Annotated in this window: 1 protein-coding gene; it reads left to right on the top strand. The window is 63.4% G+C overall.

Annotated features, from left to right (window positions below):
* Nucleotides 1-404: universal stress protein (locus tag IMZ11_RS42440; protein WP_228649217.1), on the top strand; the 404-nt coding region annotated here is incomplete at its 5' end.
* Between the last annotated feature and the right edge of the window lie 632 nt (nt 405-1,036).

The following is a 1,036-nucleotide window of genomic DNA, read 5'->3' as shown; positions in this document are numbered from 1 at the left end:
CCACTGAGTGGGCATTCGAGGAAGCGGCATTGCGCGGCGCCGACCTCACCGCCGTCTTCAGTTGTGGCGAATTGCCCGGCAGCCTCGCGGATCCGGAAGCCCAACCACGATGGTGGCCGGAATACCAAGCGCAGCAGCAGGAACTGCTGAATCAGCGCATCGCACGGTGGAGCGCACGCCATCCCGAGGTCGTCGCCCATTGCGCGGTGACCACCGGCCGGACGGCCTGGGCATTGATGCGTTACGCGCCTGAAGCACAACTGATTGTCGTTGGAAGTCGGGGCCGCAGTGAATTTGTGGGCTCAGTCCTGGGCTCGACGAGTAACGCCCTCATTCATCATGCCCCGTGCCCGGTGATGATCGTGCCGTCGAGCGCCTCCGCGAACCGCAGCGGTCAGCCCTAGGCGTCGAGAATTCAAAGCCGATCCTCGTTGACGGAGTCCTGGGCTTACCGGCTCGCTACGACGCGGCACCTGTCGATCCCAACACCGCGATCTGTCCGTGGTTCGAAAGCTCACGGTCACCGTCGCTGCACCGCCCGAAGATGAGGAGCAGCGCCACGACCAGTAGCAACCACGTCCACATCGGCGCGCGGTACTGAGCCATCAGATGGGCCTCTCGATAACGGGAGACCCCAGTTTGGCCTAGTGCAATCGTGTGCCGGAAGGGCCACAAGGCTCTATATCTTCGTCGGCGATCTGTGTATGCGCCGAAGGCGATCTGCTGTGCGACGGACCGACCGACTGCGGATCCGAAACACGCACCGACATAGGGCCCTTCAGCGATCTTCAGGGGCCGAAAGTCCCTACGCAACTTATGCATCGGCGGGCTAGTTTGGTGTTGCTGCGGTTCGAATTGGTCAAAGGGAGCGCGACTGGGCCGAGGACCCGACAGCCTCGACCTCCCTAGCAGTCGGTCGTGCTGCCGCAGCCGCCCCGCTGAACTTCCGCAGCGGGGCGTCCCCTGTTTCGGGACGAAAGTTCTCGAGGACGTTCAGGCGACGGCGACCGTTTGGCGCACCGGTTCGCTACGGTAA

This window comes from Microtetraspora sp. AC03309 (assembly GCF_020826795.1).
In the GTDB taxonomy this organism is placed as follows: Bacteria; Actinomycetota; Actinomycetes; order Streptosporangiales; family Streptosporangiaceae; genus Microtetraspora; species Microtetraspora glauca.
This window is presented reverse-complemented; position numbering and strand designations above follow the sequence as displayed.